The sequence below is a fragment of the Curtobacterium sp. MEB011 genome, assembly GCF_030209655.1.
GTDB classification, from domain to species: domain Bacteria; phylum Actinomycetota; class Actinomycetes; order Actinomycetales; family Microbacteriaceae; genus Curtobacterium; species Curtobacterium poinsettiae.
On record NZ_JARVRN010000005.1, the window covers coordinates 89,982 to 106,428 of the forward strand.

General features: G+C 71.0%; 13 protein-coding genes. 5 read left to right on the forward strand and 8 right to left on the reverse strand.

Annotated features, from left to right (window positions below; all coding sequences use genetic code 11):
• Positions 1-24: 24 nt before the first annotated feature.
• The 4 genes from opgC to QRN30_RS07185 form a co-directional block, all read right to left on the reverse strand.
• Complete coding sequence (gene opgC / locus QRN30_RS07170) at positions 25-2,541, reverse strand: OpgC domain-containing protein (RefSeq protein ID WP_284760740.1); 2,517 nt, start codon at positions 2,539-2,541, stop codon at positions 25-27.
• Positions 2,538-2,948 carry an ATP-binding protein gene (locus tag QRN30_RS07175; protein ID WP_017886807.1) on the reverse strand — a complete coding sequence of 137 codons (411 nt, stop codon included), beginning with the start codon at positions 2,946-2,948 and terminating at the stop codon, positions 2,538-2,540. The genes opgC and QRN30_RS07175 overlap by 4 nt, the downstream gene beginning before the upstream one ends.
• Positions 2,945-5,017: a glycosyltransferase gene (locus QRN30_RS07180; RefSeq protein WP_017886808.1), complete on the reverse strand. Its 2,073-nt coding sequence runs from the start codon at positions 5,015-5,017 to the stop codon at positions 2,945-2,947. The genes QRN30_RS07175 and QRN30_RS07180 overlap by 4 nt, the downstream gene beginning before the upstream one ends.
• Before the next feature lie 185 nt (positions 5,018-5,202).
• The gene (locus QRN30_RS07185; RefSeq protein ID WP_284760742.1) at positions 5,203-5,988 is read right to left on the reverse strand and encodes a TetR/AcrR family transcriptional regulator; all 786 of its coding nucleotides are present in this window, start codon (positions 5,986-5,988) and stop codon (positions 5,203-5,205) included.
• 125 nt (positions 5,989-6,113) lie between these two features.
• Between QRN30_RS07185 and QRN30_RS07190 the strand changes: the two genes are divergently transcribed.
• Complete coding sequence (locus QRN30_RS07190) at positions 6,114-7,037, forward strand: NAD-dependent epimerase/dehydratase family protein (RefSeq protein ID WP_274006970.1); 924 nt, start codon at positions 6,114-6,116, stop codon at positions 7,035-7,037.
• A gap of 70 nt (positions 7,038-7,107) precedes the next feature.
• Here QRN30_RS07190 and QRN30_RS07195 read toward each other — a convergent pair whose 3' ends face one another.
• The 3 genes from QRN30_RS07195 to QRN30_RS07205 all read right to left on the reverse strand — a co-directional run bounded on the left by QRN30_RS07195 (position 7,108) and on the right by QRN30_RS07205 (position 11,126).
• Complete coding sequence (locus tag QRN30_RS07195; protein WP_194590292.1) at positions 7,108-8,445, reverse strand: fibronectin type III domain-containing protein; 1,338 nt, start codon at positions 8,443-8,445, stop codon at positions 7,108-7,110.
• A 316-nt stretch (positions 8,446-8,761) separates the two neighbouring features.
• Positions 8,762-10,570, reverse strand: a complete 1,809-nt coding sequence (locus QRN30_RS07200) for a DEAD/DEAH box helicase (protein ID WP_017886812.1) — start codon at positions 10,568-10,570, stop codon at positions 8,762-8,764.
• A 91-nt stretch (positions 10,571-10,661) separates the two neighbouring features.
• Positions 10,662-11,126: a MarR family winged helix-turn-helix transcriptional regulator gene (locus tag QRN30_RS07205; RefSeq protein ID WP_042537769.1), complete on the reverse strand. Its 465-nt coding sequence runs from the start codon at positions 11,124-11,126 to the stop codon at positions 10,662-10,664.
• A gap of 96 nt (positions 11,127-11,222) precedes the next feature.
• Here QRN30_RS07205 and QRN30_RS07210 point away from each other — a divergent pair, with 96 nt between their 5' ends.
• The 3 genes from QRN30_RS07210 to QRN30_RS07220 all read left to right on the forward strand — a co-directional run bounded on the left by QRN30_RS07210 (position 11,223) and on the right by QRN30_RS07220 (position 14,836).
• Positions 11,223-13,382, forward strand: a complete 2,160-nt coding sequence (locus QRN30_RS07210) for an MDR family MFS transporter (protein WP_284760743.1) — start codon at positions 11,223-11,225, stop codon at positions 13,380-13,382.
• A gap of 76 nt (positions 13,383-13,458) precedes the next feature.
• The gene (locus QRN30_RS07215) at positions 13,459-14,046 is read left to right on the forward strand and encodes a TetR/AcrR family transcriptional regulator (protein WP_056072745.1); all 588 of its coding nucleotides are present in this window, start codon (positions 13,459-13,461) and stop codon (positions 14,044-14,046) included.
• Between the two features lie 367 nt (positions 14,047-14,413).
• Complete coding sequence (locus QRN30_RS07220) at positions 14,414-14,836, forward strand: VOC family protein (RefSeq protein WP_194590294.1); 423 nt, start codon at positions 14,414-14,416, stop codon at positions 14,834-14,836.
• A gap of 31 nt (positions 14,837-14,867) precedes the next feature.
• Here QRN30_RS07220 and QRN30_RS07225 read toward each other — a convergent pair whose 3' ends face one another.
• Positions 14,868-15,137 carry a hypothetical protein gene (locus QRN30_RS07225; protein ID WP_042537772.1) on the reverse strand — a complete coding sequence of 90 codons (270 nt, stop codon included), beginning with the start codon at positions 15,135-15,137 and terminating at the stop codon, positions 14,868-14,870.
• Between the two features lie 94 nt (positions 15,138-15,231).
• On the opposite strand from QRN30_RS07225, the gene QRN30_RS07230 reads away from it, so the two are divergent.
• Positions 15,232-16,107 (forward strand): DUF808 domain-containing protein, encoded by an 876-nt coding sequence (locus tag QRN30_RS07230; protein ID WP_042537898.1) that lies wholly within the window; start codon positions 15,232-15,234, stop codon positions 16,105-16,107.
• Positions 16,108-16,447 lie beyond the last annotated feature (340 nt).

A 16,447-nucleotide genomic window follows, 5' to 3' on the forward strand; every position in this document is an offset into this window, starting at 1 on the left:
CCTCCCGTCCGTCGGAGCGCGCGATCAGCGCGGGATGACGGAGAACAGGAACTTCTTGCGGACCATGTACCAGGCCAGCAGGATCAGCGCCGTGTGCACCACGAACCCGATCCAGAAGTCGCCCCACGGCACACCGGGGATCGACGCGATCGCCAGGGCGAAGAACACCTGCCAGACGAACACGTACAGGCTCGCCTGCCCGAGCGGGATCCAGAGCCAGCCGATGGCGGCGGCGATGGGCTTCCAGAACACCGTGAGGATCGCGTAGGACACGACCGCGAAGAACGCGATGTCCGCCAGGCGGCCCCACTGCAGGTCCACCCGCTGGTACGCCGTGTTGTACAGCGACTGGTACATCTCGGCCGGGAACGGCACCGGGGTGAACCCGAAGTGGTCACCGGCCCAGACGTAGACCAGGAACGCCGCGTACCCGCCGACCGCGATGCCGACCAGGACCTTGCCGAGACGCCCGGTGAGCGCGCCGACGATCTGCCGCCGGTAGTACCCGAGCACGAGCCCGTGGGTGAACACGACCTGCCAGGTGAACAGGGGGAACACCGCCTCGAACTGCGAGTTCAGCGGGCGGAAGTCCGGGTTGAGCGCCTGGAACACGTAGAGCGCCCAGCTGGCGGCGAGGAGCGCCCACCAGAACCCGCGGCGGATCACCCAGATGAATGCCGGGATGAACAGGCTCAGCACCACGAACAGCCCCATGATGTTGAACGGCCACGGCCCCATCTCGAGCAGCAGGAACTGCCGGATCGCGTACCAGGGCGGCGGGTACGCGAGCAGCTGCATGACGTTCGGGTACAGGTCGTAGACGCGTCCCTCGGCGTCGACCCCGCCGAGGCCGGTGCCCCGGTCGGTGAAGGTCGTGATGGCGTCGGTGTTCAGGAACGGCACGAAGCTCAGCACGAACACGACGGCGATCACCACGAGCGTGACGACGTACTGCTTGCGTGCGCGCTTCCACGCCCCGATCGCCGCAGCCCACTCGCCGAACTTCTTCACGGCGAACGGGTACGTCATGCCGAGCACCATGCCGGACAGGAACACGAACATCTCGGCGCCGGTGATCGCCCCGACGGCGTGCAGCGTCAGGTACGAGTACGGTCCGCCGATCTCGATGTGGGTGATCACCACGGCGAGGATGATGAACCCGCGGAACAGGTCGAGGCGCAGGTCACGGCCTGGCTTGCCGTCGTCGGGGTAGCGCCAGCTCGGCAGCAGCCGCCCGAAGACCCCGCTCAGCAGGAAGACGATCGCCAGGCCCGCGGCCAGCCAGACGATCCACGCCATCTGGTCGCCGCCGGTCTCGTACTCCTGCGAGATCGCGGCGTTGCCCTGCTGCACGGTGACGCGGTCGGTGACCGGTCCGAAGGCGAAGTCCCCGGACCGCTCGAGGTCGGCGCGGAAGGCCTTCGCGACGTCCGGGTCCGCGGTGAGTCGCCAGTCGGCCACGCGGTTGCCGGCTTCGGGCTCGCGGCGCTCCGCCTCGAGCACGGTCATGCCCCGGATCAGCGGACGCTCCTGCACGGCGGCGAGCACCTGCCGCCACCAGCTCCGCTTGACCTGGAGCTCGGCGTCGCCCTGCAGCTCCCGGTTGTACAGGGCTCCGGTGTCGAGCAGCATCGGGCGGTCGCCGGCCACCGCGAACCGGTCGTAGAACGTCTCCGACTGGGGTTGGTCGTAGCCCCAGTCCTCGTCGAACCGCGACTCGACCTCACCGCTGCGGGTGAGCGGCACGGCACGACCGGCGGCCTCGGTCGGGTCGCCCTTGCCGTACGAGAACATCGACAGCCCGACCCAGTCGACGGCCTCGGCCCCCGGCCAGTAGGGGCCGTACGGGTCGTCGGCACCGGTGAGCTGTCCGTCGCCGTTGGTGTCCGCCTTCGCGACGTCGATCACCGACAGGTCCCGCAGCCGCCCGGCGGACTCGCCGAACGGGTAGCCGGCACCGTACCCCGGGGACCACACCATGAGCGCGTCCGACGCGCCCGCGTGCACGGTCGTGGCGAGCGCCCGGAACGCCCGGACGAACTCGGTCGGCTGCTGCCCCCACCGGACCCACGTGCCGTTCATCTGCGGTGCGAACCGGACGAGCACCTGGGTGTCGTACTGGTCGTGCAGGTCCTCGAACACGGAGTTGACGGCGCGTGCGTCCCCGGCGTCGAGCGACCGCAGCCTGCGGTCGGGTTCGAGGCTCACGACGAGCACCGCACCCTGGGTCGCCGCCGCGCGCGCCGACCGGAGGAGTTCCTGCTTGGCCGGGCCGTCGAGCGGGTAGTCGACGGAGACGCCGTACATCGACGGCGTCGCGCCGAGCCGTCCCTCGTAGCCCTCGGGCGAGTCACTCGCCCAGTCGAGGTCGGGGCCGAACCACGTCGAGCCCCCCGCCGGCTCGACGGCGGCGGCCCGCTGCACGGGTGCCGCCGACGCCGCGGACGCCGCGGACGCCGCGGACGCGGGCAGCGCACCACCGAGCAGGAGCGTGGCGATCGTGACGAGGAGGGCGAGAGCGCGGGCCACCTGCTGCTTCACCGGTCGCACGCGAGGATCCAGACGTTGTGGCCGGACTCGTGCCGGTGCTCGAGCCGGTCGAGCGCGGCGATCGCGAGCGCCAGCCCACGCCCGCTCTCCTGCTCGACGTCGGCCATGGTGACGGCGCTCAGGTCGATGTCGACGGGCATCCCGTTGTCGGTCAGCACCGCGGTCAGGGCCTGGTCGGTGGCCTGGAGGCGCACGGAGTACCGGCGCCCGGTCCCCCGGTCGGCGCGGACGGTGTGCTCGACGATGTTCGCGGCGACCTCGGCCAGGGCGGTCTCGAGTGCGAAGCGGAGCCGCACGTCGTCGATGCCGAGCCCGTCCCACCACGCGGCGAAGCGGTCCTGCACCTCGTTGAGGGAGTCGGGCGTCGCGGCGACCTCGAACGTGGTCTCGGTGCTCACAGTGGCCCTCCGGCGGTGCTCGACTCGTGTTCGGACTGTGCGGGGGTGGCCGGACCGCGGTACCGGACCGCGCGGATCACGATGCTGAAGATGAACAGGTCGAAGACGACCCACGCGGTGTTGACGAGCGGCGCGATCCCCTCGGCCTGACCGGTCAGGTACCGGATGACGATCATCACCAGGGCGGCGACCAGGGCACCCATCGCCCAGAGCTGCGGCTTGACCAGGTCCCACCGCGGCTTCTGCTCGGTCTCGTCGCGCACCTTCGGGGTGACGCGGAACCCGAGCGGCTTGCCCCGGAAGACGTTCTGGAACGCGCTGGTCACCGACTCGATCCAGATCGGGAACAGGGCGAGCGAGTACTGCTGCCCGCGCCAGGTCGGTCTGCCGGCGGCCACCACCCAGAACAGCAGCTGGTTGCACACCAGGAACGGGATGAGCCGGGCGAAGAAGTCGACGCTGTAGGCCTGCACGGGCACGACCCCGAACGACAGGCAGAGCACCGGCGCCGCGATGTAGACGATCGCGGCGAACCCCGACAGGTAGCTCCACATCGTCGAGAAGTACATGAGCCGCTGCCCCCACGACAGCCCCTTCTGCACCAGGGGGTTCTCACGGAAGAACACCTGCATGGTGCCCTGCGCCCAGCGCAGTCGCTGCACGAGCATCGTCGGCAGGTCCTCGGGGGCCAGGCCCGTCGCCAGGATCTCGTCGTGGTACGCCGACTTCCAGCCGAGGCCGTGCAGGCGCATCGCGGTGGCCATGTCCTCGGTCACCGAGATCGTCGCCAGCGGCATGATCGGCTGGGCCTCGTCGTCACGGTTGACGTCGAGGGCACGGGCGAGCACGGCGATCGACTCGATGGCGGCGACCGGCGAGGCCTCACGCCGCCCGAGCACGTCGAGGGCGGCGTCGTCGAGTCCGGCGAAGGTGTTCGCGTCGGTGGACATCGCCGCGAGCTCCTGCAGGTCGTTCCGCACCGATTCGAGGTCGGCGGCGGCGAACCGGAACGCGATGGCGTCGATCCCCCGCTGGAACGCGTAGGTCACGTCGCCCAGGGGTTCGCCGGACCGGACCTGCTCGCGTGCGCGGTCGACCACGCCCTCGGCGTCGTCGAGGGCATCGAGCACGCGCGGGTCGGTCTCGGTCTCGCGGGAACGGGCGAGGAGCTTGCGCGAGGTGGCGAGGGTGCGCTGCACGGACGCCTCGACCTCGGCCACGTAGCGCGAGATGCCGAGCTGCATGAGTGCCTCACGCCGCAGGATCGCGTTCGACCCGCAGAAGAACGCGGCGTTCCAGCCGTCCTTCGACTGCTGGATCGGGCCGTAGAAGAGCGGCGCCTGGCTGCCGAGGGGGTCGGCAGCGGGGACGTTCTCGAACCACTGCGGCGTCTGCACGAGCGCCATCTGCGGGTCCTTGAAGTAGCCGAGGGTGCGGTCGAGGATCGCCGGGTCCGGCACCTGGTCGGCGTCGAGGATGAGCAGGAACTCGCCCTGGGTCGCGAGCAGGGCGTTGTTGAGGTTGCCGGCCTTCGCGTGCCGTGGCCGGTCCACCCAGTCGGCGCCGCGCGTGATGACGCCGATGCCGAGCGCTTCGGCCGCCGCGCGCATCTCGGGGCGGTTGCCGTCGTCGAGGATCCAGGTGGTGTGCGGGTGCGTGATCGCCTTCGCCGCGCGGGCGGTGCGCTCCACCAGGTCGACCGGCTCGTTGTAGGTCGTGATGAAGACGTCGACGGTGACGTCGGTGGACGGCTTCGCCGGCGGTTCGCCGCGCTCCCGGAGCCGCCAGGCCCCGAGCGCGAAGAGCAGCGAGTCGATGACGCTGTAGGTCTCGGCGAGGATCAGCGGCACCGCGATCCACCACGAGTGCCAGTTCACCGAGGCCGCCCAGCGCCACACGATGTAGTTCACCCCGGCGAGGGACGCCAGGAGCGCCACGGTCCGCACGGTGACCAGGCGCCGGCGGGCCGTTCCGGTGGTGAGTCGGCGGCGGTCCTGTCGGCTGACGTCGAGCGCGGTCACCGGGTCGCCCCGACCGTGGTGCCGTCGCACGTGCTGCGTCGCAAGCATGCCTCCTGATCCGCGGGCCCCGGCCGCAGCGCACGCCCGAGAGTGGTTCCGTCCGGCAGCTGACCCGGGGGCCACCGTGCCGGTCGTCCGCTTCGGTCGTCGGGCACGACCTGGGCGTGACGACCTGTCTACCGCACGGGTGGGGAGTCTGTCAGGTTGCTCACCCGATCTGGGGACACGGCGTCTCAGAAGACGGCGGTGAACCCCAGGTCGTCGGCCTGGCGTGCGATGACCTGGTCGAAGTACGCCGCACCGTCGGACACGGACCCCACGAAGTGCCCGAAGAGCTCGAACGAGATCGTCCCGAACACCGTCGTCCAGGCCATCAGCGTCCGGACCAAGACCTCGTCGGGCAGGGAGATGCCGAACGAGCGCAGGGTGGCGACCCCGTCCGCGACGGCGGGACCGGCCACCCCGGGAGCCGCCGTGGGCGCGGTGGGTGATCCGGGCCTCCCGGCCGTCCCCGGCGTCGACGTGACGGGCGAGCCCGACGTACCCGATCCGCCCGACGCACCCGACGCACCGGGCGCACCGGAGCCGACGGCGTCCGCGACCACGCGCACCAGGGCGAGCGTCGTCCGTGTCGCGGGTGCGACCGTCTCGCGCGGCGCGGCGTAGCCCGGTACCGGCGAGCCGAAGAGCAACGCGAAGTCCCCCGGGTGCGCGATCGACCAGTCACGGATCGCCCGGCACATCGCGACCCAGCGCGCCCCGGCATCGGGTCCGGCTGCCGCACCGGCGGCCTCGACCGCGGCACCGAGCTCGTCGTAGTCGGTGATGAGCAGGGCGGTCAGCAGGTCGTCGCGGCTCGGGAAGTACCGGTACACGGCCGACGAGACCATCCCGACGTCACGGGCGACGGCACGCAGGCTCAGGGCCGCAGGACCTTCGTCGGTCAGACGGGTGCGTGCCGCGGCCAGGATGTCGGCCGTGACCGTCTGCCGTGCGAGCGCTCGGGCGGTGGGTGCCATCCGTCGATCCTGGCACGAGAGAGCAGCGCACACAAAGGAGAGCAGTGCTCTTGCTTTTCCGCGCAGGAGCGGTCATGCTCGCTTCCGAGAGCACTGCTCTCGCATCGACCAGGAAGCAGGAGACCATGTCCCACCACATCGTGATCGGCGCCGGCCCGGTCGGCCGCCACGTCGCCGGACTCGTGAACGCCCGGGGCGACCGCGTCACCGTCGTCTCCCGCTCCGGGCGCAGCACCGGCGTCGCCGGGGTCGAGCACCTCGCGCTCGACGCCTCCGACGCCGACGCGCTCACCCGCGCCGCCGAGGGAGCGGCCGTCCTGTACAACTGCGCGAACCCCGGCGACTACACGCAGTGGGAACGCACCTGGCCCCCGCTCGCCGCAGCACTGCTCACCGCGGCCGAACGGACCGGTGCGACCTACGCCATCACCGGGAACCTGTACCCGTACGGCCCGGTCGACGGACACATGCGCGCCGGACTGCCCGACGCGGCCACGGACCGCAAGGGCGTGCTCCGGGCGCGGATGTGGGCCGACGCCCTCGCCGCGCACGACGCGGGCCGGATCCGCGCCGTCGAGGTCCGCGCCTCGGACTACCTGGGGCCCGGGATCGGCGCGAACGGGCACGTCACGCGCGTGCTGCCGGCGGCACTGCGGGGCCGGGCGGTGTGGATGGTCGGCCGCACAGACCTGCCGCACACCTTCACCGACGTGCTCGACGTCGCCCGGACCCTCGTGGCCGCCGCCGAGGACGAGAGCGCCCACGGCCGCACGTGGATGGTGCCGAGCAACCCCGCGCGAACGCAGCGCCAGGCCCTCACCGACGTCCTCGCGGCGACGGGGAAGCCCGCGGTGCCGGTACGCCGGATGCCCGCGGCCCTGTTCCGCGTCGGCGGGCTCGTGTCGCCGATGCTGCGCGAGCTGGCCGACCTGACCTACCAGTGGACCGCGCCGTACGTGGTCGACGACGCCGAGAGCCGCACCCGCTTCGGCATCGAGCCGACCCCGTGGGACGAGGTGTGCCGCCGCACGGCCGCCGGCGTGGCCTGACCGCGAGCCACATACGGAAGGGGGTAGGACGCACCATTGCGTCCCACCCCCTTCCGCCTCGCACCGCCGGTCAGATCACCAGCAGCCTCGAGTACTGCGCCACGTCGAGCTGCTGCGCAGCTCCACCCGCGGCGGGGACCTTCCACAGCCCGACCGAGGGGCCGCTCTCGATCGAGACGAACACGTCCCCGTCGGCGGAGGCGGCACCCAGGTGCTCGCCACGCGACCCGGCGGTCAGCCCGGTCACCGGCACGGTCGACGTCCCGCCGCTGCCCACCACGAGCTTGTCCGGGATGCCACGGTCGATCGTGCACCCGCCCGGCCGGTACTCCGACGGGGCGGGGCAGAACTGCGCCGACTGCAGGAGCGAGAAGCCATCCGCGTTCGCGGCGGCGTAGTCGAACGCGTACCGCGGTTCGATCTTCGTCAGTTCGGTCGCACCGGGCTTGAGCTGGTACCAGATCCACGACCCGGCGGCACCGGTCGATCGGATGTCGACGTAGACGTTGCCCTGCGAGTCCGCGAGCACACCGGCGGGGTAGCCGACGATCATGCCGCTCGGCCCGGTGAACGTGCGGGGTGCGATGCCGGTGCCCTTGACGTACGGCTGGCTGACCGTTCCGCCGAGCACGACGACCTTGCCGTCCGGGGTGACCGTCCAGAAACGCTGATCACTCCCGACGGCTTTGCCACCCAGGTCGAGCACGGTCTTCTGGGTCGAGGTGCCGACCGGCAACTGCTGCACCGCGCCGGTCACCGAGTCCACCCAGTACAGGTTGCCCTCGGCATCGGAGCGCAGGTCCGGAGTCAGGTGCAGGCCGGACGCGATGATCGAGATCCCGCCGCCGTCGGCCGGGTGCAGCAGGATCGAAGTGCCGTCCGCCGTCGGGGTGAACACGTCACCGTCGGCATTCGCGGCGAAGCCCTCGACGTCCCTCGCGACGACGGTCTTCGCACCGCTGCCGGAGTCCGCGAACCGCACGACGTCACCGTTGCCGTCGAGCCCGAACAGCGACTGCGTCGTCTCCGGCTCGGGTGCGGGTGGTGCCGTCCAGCGCAGCGTGATCGTGCGGCCGGTCCCCCGGTGTCCGAGGGCACGGAGCGAGAACCGGTACGTGGTCGCGGGCGAGAGCTCGTCGAAGCGGTCGGAGCGGGCACGCGGGTGGAGTCGGTCGGCCTGACGGTCGTGCCGGTTCGCGACGGCGGCGACCGCGACCTTCCAGCCCGTCACCTTCGCGCCGTGCTTCGGGCCACGCCACGTCAGCGTGGCGCTGTCCGCGTCGCCGGTGACGCGGACGGCGGTCGGCGCTCCCGGCACCGACGACCAGGAGGTGTGCGCCGTCGCAGGCGCCACACCTCCGAAGACGAGCGCCGCGGCGGCGACCGCGGTGATGAGTGCTCGGTACACGATGTTCCCCTGCCTTCTCCGCGGCTCCCTGCGTCACGGCTCCGGGTATCACAGCACCGTGCCGACCGCAGGGGAACGGTTGCGGGCGGGATGTGCGGTTCCCCGCACCGCAAGATGCCGCCTGGTACCCCCGCACACGCCGTCGTGTTCCCGAGACGCCGCGGAATCCGGCGGCGTCTCGCCGACTCGGCGGCGTGGAAGCGACACGACGGCGTCTCGCGGGCCCGGAACGCGCACCGACGACGGACGGGAGGCACGGTGCCAGCTGGCACCGTGCCTCCCGTCCACAGGGGTCGCGTCTCGGACGCGGCGCGTCTCAGTAGCGCGGCTTGCGCTCCGGACGCTCGTCGCGGTCGTCACGGCGTCCGCCACCACGGCGATCCGCACGGATCTCGATGAGCTTGCCGCTGATCCGGGTGTCGGTCAGGCGGTCGAGCACACCGGGGTCCATGTCGGCCGGCAGCTCGACGATCGAGAAGTCCGGACGGATCTGGATCGCACCGAAGTCGTCGCGGCGCAGGCCGCCTTCGTTGGCCAGCGCACCGACGATCTGGCGCGGCTCGACGCGGTGACGCCGGCCGACCTCGATGCGGTACGGGGACATCGGCTGCGAACGACGCGGGGCGCGGTCGCCACGGTCGCGGTCGCCGCCACGGTCGTCGCGGGCACCACGGTCGTTGCGGCCGCCGCGGTCGTCGCGGGCACCACGGTCGTCGCGCTCGCTGCGGCGGGCGTCACGCTCCATCTGCGAGCGGAGCGCGTCGTCGGCTGCGGTGAGCAGCAGCGGCGAGTCACCCTGCGCCACGACCGCCAGGGCGGCAGCGACGTCGTCCGACGGGACGTCGTGGTGCTCGACGTAGTGCGCGATGACGTCGCGGAACGCGGCGATCCGGCCCTGGTCCTCGAGCGCCGCGGTGATGGCGTCGTCGAAGCGGGTCAGGCGCGTCTCGTTGACGTCGTCGATGGTCGGCAGCTGCATCTGCGTGAGCGGCTGCTTGGTGTGGCGCTCGATCGCGGCGAGCAGGCGACGCTCACGCGGGGTGACGAAGCTGATCGAGTCACCCGAGCGGCCGGCACGACCGGTACGACCGATGCGGTGCACGTAGGACTCGATGTCGACGGGGATGTCGAAGTTCACGACGTGCGTGATGCGGTCGACGTCGAGACCACGGGCGGCGACGTCGGTGGCGACAAGGATGTCGAGCTTGCCCGACTTCAGCTGGTTGACCGTGCGCTCGCGCTGGGCCTGGGCGACGTCACCGCTGATCGCGGCGGCGGCGTACCCGCGGGCACGGAGCTTCTCGGCCAGGGTCTCGGTCTCGCTCTTGGTGCGGACGAAGATGATCATGCCCTCGAAGTCCTCGACCTCGAGGATGCGGGTGAGCGCATCGACCTTCTGCGGGTACGAGACCATCAGGTAGCGCTGCGTGATGTTCGCGGCGGTCTTCGTCTTGGTCTTGACGGTGATCTCGGCCGGGTCGGTCAGGTACTGCTGCGAGATGCGGCGGATCTGCGCGGGCATCGTCGCCGAGAAGAGCGCGACCTGCTTGTCGTCCGGGGTGTCGGCGAGGATCGTCTCGACGTCCTCGGCGAAGCCCATCTTGAGCATCTCGTCGGCCTCGTCGAGGACCAGGTACTTCAGCTCGGACAGGTCGAGCGTGCCCTTCGCCAGGTGGTCCATGATGCGGCCGGGGGTGCCGACGATGACGTCGACGCCACGGCGCAGGGCGGAGAGCTGCACGCCGTAGGCCTGGCCGCCGTAGACGGGCAGGACGTGGACGTTCTTCATGTGGGACGCGAACTGCTCGAACGCTTCGCACACCTGCAGGGCGAGCTCGCGCGTCGGGGACAGCACGAGCGCCTGGGGCTTCTTGCTGCCGGACTCCATGCGGGACAGGATCGGCAGCGCGAAGGCGGCGGTCTTGCCGGTTCCGGTCTGCGCCAGGCCGACGACGTCGCGCCCGGCGAGGAGGGTGGGGATGGTGGCTTCCTGGATGGCGGAAGGGGTCTCGTAGCCGATGTCCTTGACGGCCTTGAGCACAGCGTCGCTCAGGCCGAGATCGGCGAACGTCACCACGGGCCCGTCGTCGAGGGTCTCAGTGGTGGGGGTGGTGTCCGTGCTCATACCACCAACGGTATCTCGAATGCGCGCTCCGCAGGGACGGGAGGCCCGTGGCGGCGCCGCCACGGGCCTCCTGTCCGTCCCCTCGGTCACGTCAGGAGCGCGTGGTGCCGATCCCCAGGACCGTGTCGGCACGGTCGTTCAGCCGCGTCAGCATCTCGGCGAGCGCGCGCAGCTCGTCCGAGGCGAACTCCCCCGTCAGGTCGTCGAAGACCTCGGCGCCGGCGGCGTCCAGCTCGTCGAGCAGCCGCCGGCCGGCGGGGGCGAGCGTGACGAGCGTGGCGCGGCCGTCCGCGGGATCGGGTGACCCGATCAGGTGCTCGGCCTCGATCAGCGAGGCCACCCGCCGGCTGATCACCGGGCGGGACAACCCCGTCGCGTCGGCGATCGCGGTCGCCCGGACGGGGCCGTGGCCGGCGACGGCACGCAGGATCACGCGGGCGGTCGGGTCGAGCCCGCCGCGCGACTCGATGAGCGAGGAGCGCAGGGTCTGCCGGACCCACAGCCGGTCGAGCTGGGATCGCAGGAGTCGCTCTGCGGCACGCCGGTCGTCGGTCACGCGCCCAGCGTAGCGGGCACATTTAGTTGCTTGCCGGAAGCAACAGATGTATCGTTGCGCGGTCTGCAAAGTTTCACAGCCAGAAAAAGGAGTTCGATGACCGCCACCGCACCCGTCTCGGTGCAGCACGGTCGGCACACCGCCGAGGCCCCCGCGGCCTCCGGAGGCGCCGGCCAGCAGCCGCTGATGACCCACCGTCAGATCCTCCTGGTGATCTACGGCCTGATGGCGGGCATGTTCCTGTCCTCGCTCGGCCAGACGGTGTTCGGCACGGCGATCCGCACGATCGGCGACGACCTGCACGGGCTCGACCAGCAGGCCTGGGTGACCACCGCGTACCTCATCACCTCGACGATCGCGACGCCGATCTACGGCAAGCTCTCCGACATCTTCGGCCGCCGTCCCCTCTACATCTTCGGCATCGTCGTCTTCATCCTCGGCGCCGTCCTGTCGTCGATGTCCACCTCGATGCTCATGCTCGCCGCCTTCCGCGCGGTGCAGGGCATCGGTGCCGGTGCGCTGATGTCGCTGCCGCTGGCGATCATGGGCGACATCCTCGCGCCCCGTGAGCGTGCGAAGTACCAGGGCTACTTCCTGGCGGTCTTCGGCATCTCGTCCGTCATCGGCCCGCTCATCGGTGGTCTGCTCGCCGGTTCCTCCGAGATCCTGTGGATCACCGGCTGGCGCTGGGTCCTGCTGATCAACGTGCCGATCGGTGTCGCGGCGCTGCTCATGGTCATCGTGTTCCTGCACCTGCCGAAGGTGCACGGCGCCGGCGACGCGAAGCCGAAGGTCGACTGGTGGGGCGCGACCGCCGTCATCGTCACCCTCGTGCCGCTCCTGCTCGTCGCCGAACAGGGCCGCATCTGGGGCTGGGGCTCCCCCGCCGCCGTCGCCTGCTACGTCGTCGGTGTCGTCGGGCTGATCGGTCTGCTGCTCATCGAGTCGAAGATGGGCGACGCGGCGATCATCCCGCTCAAGCTGTTCCGCTCGGGCACGTTCTCGATGGCCACCGTCATCGGGTTCCTGGTCGGCTTCGCGATGTTCGGTGCGATGCTCACGATCCCGCTCTACCTGCAGATCGTCGTCGGGCTCACCCCGACCGAGTCCGGCTTCGCCACGCTGCCCCTGGTCGGCGGTCTCATGATCGCCTCGATCACCTCGGGTCAGATCGTCGCCCGCGTCGGCCGCTACCGGATCTTCCCGGTCATCGGCACCGCGCTCGTCTCCGCCGGCTACGTCGTCCTGACCTTCATGTCGATCGACAAGCCGCTCTGGTTCCTGATGATCGGTATGTTCCTCATCGGTCTCGGCCTCGGCTCGGTCATGCAGTCGCTGACCCTGGCGTCGCAGGGCTCGGTGGAGGCCCGTGACATGGGCGTCGCCACGTCGTCCGCCACGTTCTTCCGCCAGATCGGTGGCACGCTCGGCACCGCCGTGCTGCTGTCCATCCTGTTCTCGGTGATGCCGGCGAACATCCTGACCGCGACCGCGAACCAGAAGGACCTCGGTCCGGCACTCGACGCCGCGCTCAACCCGACCGTCGCCAGCGCGAAGGCGAACCAGGGCGCCATGGACAAGATCTGGACGCCCGTCGTCACCCCGCTGACGAAGACCGTGCAGTCACAGCTCGACGCCGCCTCGGCCAAGGCGAAGCAGGCCGCCGACGCCGCGGTCACCGAGCAGGTCACCGCGGCCGTGCAGCAGCAGGTCGCCGCGGGTGCCGTGCCCGCAGCGGCAGCGCAGACCGTGATCGACCAGCAGGTCGCCGCGGCCACGCCGGCCGCCGAGCAGTCCGCCCTCGAGCAGGTCGCCGACCAGGCGCACGCCAGCGTGCAGGACGGCACCGTGTCCGTCGACTGGTCGAACGCTGCGCAGCGCTCCTACTGGGTCGAAGAGCTCACCCCCGAGCTCGCGAAGAAGATCGACGACGGCAACACCACGAGCGACAGCGCCACCAGCACGAACGACACCTCGTTCCTGACCGGTGCCGACAGCCGCCTGACCCGGCCGTTCATGGCGGGCTTCAACGCCTCGTCCGTGACGATCTACTGGGTCGGTCTCGGCGTCATCCTGCTGGCGTTCGTGCTGACCTGGTTCTTCCGGGTGCCGCCGCTGCGCCAGCGTTCCGCGCTGCAGGAGCAGGCCGACATGTCCGCCGAGGCGCAGCTCGAGGCCGAGGCGGGCGCCGCCGCAGCCGAGGCCGGCTCGTTCACGGGCCCGATGACCGGGTCCACACCGACGACCCGTCGGTGACCGACCGGGGCGTCCGCCCGTGCCCCCTTTCCGGGCGGGCGCCCCTCCCACCCACATCGATCGACCAGGAGTCCACGTGATCACCACCCCGGCAGCGGCTGCGGCAACGGAGCCGTGCACGCTGCGTGAACGGAAGAAGCAGCAGACCCGGCAGGCGCTGCACGACGCGGCACTGACGCTCGTGTCCGCGCACGGGCTCGACGGCGTCACGGTCGAGCAGATCTGCGCCGACGCCGACGTCTCGCCCCGCACCTTCTTCAACTACTTCTCGTCGAAGGCGCACGCGGCACTCGGGCTCGACTCGGTCGAGGTGCCGGAGCGCGCAGCGGCCTGGTTCGCCGAGGCCGACGGGGCCCTGGTCGCCGACCTGTGCACCCTGGTCGCGGCGACCGTGCCGCTCTCGCAGGACCGCAGGCGCATGAAGGAGCTGCTCGTGCTCCGGCCGGAGATGTCGTCGATGGTGATGCAGTGGATGGCCGAGTCGCGCCAGTCCCTGCTCAGCGTCGTCGGCACCCGCACGGATGCGCAGACCGCCCGCACCGCTGTGACCCTGGTGATGTCGGCACTCAGCGAGGTCGCGCACCGCGAGACCGTGCGGAGCAACGACGAGCTCGCCGACCGGCTCCGTGCGGTCGTGCGCGAGATGGCCGCGCTCGCGTCCTGAGGCGCGGGGCGCGGGGGCGCAGGGCGTACCTGGTCGAATCGGGCGTACCTGGCAGGAACTTCCCGCCAGGTACGCCCGTTTCCGCTTTCCAGCGCAGGCGCAATGGGAAGGAACGTCGCGCCGTGCGCGTGCCCCGGTGCCGGACGGGAGGCCCGTGGCGGCGTCTCCACGGGCCTCCCGTCCGCACCGTGGCCGGGTGGCTGACACGCCGTCGTGTCCGCCCGACGCCGGGAAGTCGTCGAGACGCCACCGTTCCCGGAGGCGTCTCGGCGTGACGACGGCGTCTCCCAGCCGTCGCGCACTCGCACTGCTCGACTGACGAGCCCTGGGGTTTCCCCAGTCCGCACTCCGGAGTACCTTGCCGGGCATGCACACAACGGGACCCGCGCCGTACTTCCAGTTCGCCGGCACCGCCAGGCAGGCCCTCGAGCACTGGCAGCGGGTGTTCGGTGGCCAGGTGCAGATCGCGACCTACGCGGACTTCTCCCGCACGGACGGCCCGGCCGACGCCGTCGCGCACGGCCAGCTCACCGGCGAGCTGCAGCTGTTCGCCGCGGACGCGAGCGAGGGCGAGGGCGGGGGCGACACCCCGTTCTCGGCGACGGGGCTGCTCTTCTCACTGCTCGGCGCCGCGGAACCGGACGTCCTGCGCCGGTGGTTCGACCAGCTCGCCGAGGGCGGCACGGTCGTCGACCCACTGCAGCAGCGACCGTGGGGCGACTGGGACGGCACCGTCCGTGACGCCTTCGGGGTCGCCTGGCTGATCGGGTTCGAGGACTCGGCGCGCTGAGTCCCGCGCTGACTCCCGCGCGCAGCAGCGCCTACTGCTGGTCGGACGGCAGCAGCGGCGCCCAGAAGGCGTCGGGGCCATCGGCCTGCACGGCGTCCGGCTCGAACCGGAAGCCGTACTCGCGCACGAAGTCGAGTGCCGCGGCCCGCTCGTCCTCGGCGTCGTCGTGCGCTGCGTCGAACAAGTAGACGCCGTGGCCCATCGCGACACCGGCGTCGCTGATCACGGAGAGGTCCCAGCGGCCCTGCTCGGAACGCTCGATCCGGACGACGGCGGCCTGGGATGCGGTGAAGTCAGCCATGTCGCGAGCCTACGGACGCCCCGCGGCTGGCGTTCAGGATGCTCCGCGGCCACTACGCTGTGCACGGTCACAGGTCAGACGAGTGGAGAACGCATTGTCAGTCGGATTGCTCGCCGTGGTGGACGACATCCTCTCCGCAGCCCTCAAGGCCAGCGCGAAGACCGCGGGGGTCGTCATCGACGACGCCGCCGTCACACCCCAGTACGTGCAGGGCCTGGAGCCCGCCCGCGAACTGCCGGTCGTCGGGCGCATCGCCCTCGGCAGCCTGTTCAACAAGTTCGTCATCATCATCCCGCTGGCCCTGCTGCTGACGGCGTTCGCCCCCGGGGTGCTGCCCTGGCTGCTGCTGCTCGGCGGCACCTACCTGTGCTTCGAAGGTGCCGAGAAGGTGACCGAGTGGTTCGGTGTCCACCACGAGGGCGGGTCCGACGAGGCCGTCACCGAACCGAAGCTCGTCTTCGGCGCCATCCGCACCGACCTCATCCTGAGCACCGAGATCATGCTCATCGCGCTGGCGGGCCTCGACCCCGACCTCGGGCTCTGGCCGACGCTCGGCGCCCTGATCGTGATCGGCCTGGTCATGACGGCGGTCGTCTACGGCGCCGTGGCGCTGCTCGTCAAGGTCGACGACATCGGCCTGCAGATGATGAAGAACTCGGTCCGCCGCACCCGCCGGATCGGTGCCAGGATCGTCCGCGCGATGCCGATGGTCTTCCGGGTCATCAGCGTCATCGGCACCGTCGCGATGCTCTGGGTCGGCGGACACCTGGTCATCGCGAACCTGGCCGAGACGATCTGGCACGGACCGTACGACCTGCTGCACGGGATCGAGCACGCGCTCGATGCCGCCGGCCCCGTCGTCGTCTGGATCGCCGACACGGCCGTGTCGGCCGTGGCCGGCCTCGTGCTCGGCATGGTCGTCGTCGGCATCGTGCTCGGCATCGGCCGCCTGCGCGGCGGGCAGCACTGACGCGACTGCGCGACGGACGGGAGGCCCGTGGCGGCCTGGCACCGCGCCTCCCGTCCGGTAAGGCGTCCTGACCTGCAGCAGCCGAAAGGTCACAGAGCGGTAACGACGTCAGATCCGTCCAAACCCTTCGCCAGAGGGTGCCGAATCACCTGCAACGACCGGGAACCACCCGGAGCGCTCACCAGCCGCACACCGCTGGTTCTCCACCCTGCACCAGGGTGTGTTCGGCGCGCACACAGCAGCCGCGCCGAGCGCGACAACAGCAAAGGACTGATCACGATGCGTAAGAGCCTCAAGACCTCCATCACCCTCGCCACCACCGGCGCCCTCGTGCTGGGCG

What these genes read in the sequence shown, in the direction of transcription:
- QRN30_RS07185 (WP_284760742.1), bottom strand. Translation starts at nt 5,988, where the DNA reads ATGGCACCCACCGCCCGAGCGCTCGCACGGCAGACGGTCACGGCCGAC.
- QRN30_RS07220 (WP_194590294.1), top strand. Translation starts at nt 14,414, where the DNA reads ATGCACACAACGGGACCCGCGCCGTACTTCCAGTTCGCCGGCACCGCC.
- QRN30_RS07210 (WP_284760743.1), top strand. Translation starts at nt 11,223, where the DNA reads ATGACCGCCACCGCACCCGTCTCGGTGCAGCACGGTCGGCACACCGCC.
- QRN30_RS07180 (WP_017886808.1), bottom strand. Translation starts at nt 5,017, where the DNA reads ATGCTTGCGACGCAGCACGTGCGACGGCACCACGGTCGGGGCGACCCG.
- QRN30_RS07190 (WP_274006970.1), top strand. Translation starts at nt 6,114, where the DNA reads ATGTCCCACCACATCGTGATCGGCGCCGGCCCGGTCGGCCGCCACGTC.
- QRN30_RS07225 (WP_042537772.1), bottom strand. Translation starts at nt 15,137, where the DNA reads ATGGCTGACTTCACCGCATCCCAGGCCGCCGTCGTCCGGATCGAGCGT.
- QRN30_RS07200 (WP_017886812.1), bottom strand. Translation starts at nt 10,570, where the DNA reads ATGAGCACGGACACCACCCCCACCACTGAGACCCTCGACGACGGGCCC.